This window comes from Microcystis sp. M53603_WE2, assembly GCF_030065435.1.
The window spans coordinates 1-1,358 of record NZ_JASJFF010001149.1 but is presented as its reverse complement, the minus strand read 5'-3'; the positions used below and the strand labels follow the sequence as shown (position 1 = coordinate 1,358).

The window sequence follows — 1,358 nt, the reverse complement described above, 5'->3', positions numbered from 1 at the left end:
TCTCCGAGCCAGTAGTCAGTAGTCAGGAGAATTAAGAATGAGCATTAATCAATTAAATGCTCTATTTGGTTATTTTATGCAATTTTATGCTTATTTTTCTCATTTTTGCCCTCTCAAAAATTAATTATGCAAGAACTCTAATGTTAAATCCTGTTTAAAAGTGGGGGATTGGGGGATTGGGGGATTGGGGGATTGGGGGATTGGGGGATTGGGGAAGTGGGGAGCTTTTTTGCTGTGATCGGTAAACGGTAAAGAGTAATCAGCCAACTGAAAACTCAACTCTGATCACTGATAACTGATCACTGATAACTGATCACTGAATACTAAACCTGGCAGAAAGGGGGACAAAAAATGCTAGGATTGCCACAGCACAGAGAAAAGTGAAAGAAAGGAATATAGCTTTACATGGAAGAGTTTGACAAGTCAATATCCTTTGATGGCAGGGATATTCGACTAAAAATAGGGCTTTTAGCCCCCCAAGCTGGCGGTAGTGTTCTGATCCAATCGGGAGAAACGGCGGTTTTAGTGACAGCAACCACAGCCAAAGCCAGAGAAGGAGTAGATTTCCTGCCCTTGACCGTTGACTACGAAGAAAGATTATACGCCGCCGGGCGCATCCCGGGAGGATTTTTGCGTCGTGAAGGTCGTCCCCCGGAAAAAGCAATTCTGACCGGTCGTTTGATCGATCGCCCCCTGCGGCCTCTATTCCCCAGTTGGCTACGGGATGATATTCAGGTGGTCGCTACGACCCTCTCCATGGACGAGGAAGTACCCCCGGATGTTTTGGCCGTTACTGGGGCCTCCGTGGCGGTTTTGTTGGCAGGTATTCCCTTCCAAGGGCCGATGGCAGCGGTGCGCGTCGGTTTACTAGGGGATGAATTTATCATCAATCCCACCTACAAGGAAATCCATAACGGAGAATTGGATTTAGTGGTGGCCGGTAGTCCTGAAGGGGTGGTGATGATCGAAGCGGGAGCTAATCAGTTACCAGAACGGGATATTATTGAGGCGATCGATTTTGGTTATGAAGCGGTCCGCGACCTGATCACCGCTCAACGGGAATTGATCGATCAGTTGGGTATTCCCCTCGTCACCCGAGAAGCGCCGGTAGTAAACGAAACCGTGCATAATTTCCTGAAAGAACAAGCTAAAGAGGAAATTAAACAGATTCTCTCTCAGTTTACCCTCAGCAAAACCGAACGGGATGAGAAATTAGCGGCGATCGAAAATCGGATCAAGGAAACTATAACCGCTCTCCCCGATGAAGATCCCTTAAAAGCTCCAACGCTGGAAGAACCCAAGTTAATCGGTAATCTCTTCAAGGATCTGACCAAAAAACTGATGCGCGCCCAAATTAT

1 pseudogene is annotated in these 1,358 nt (G+C 47.1%); it reads left to right on the top strand.

From position 1 onward, the window contains the following. Nucleotides 1-405: 405 nt before the first annotated feature. Nucleotides 406-1,358 (top strand): annotated as a pseudogene (locus tag PX481_RS24250) (polyribonucleotide nucleotidyltransferase); the annotation flags it as partial.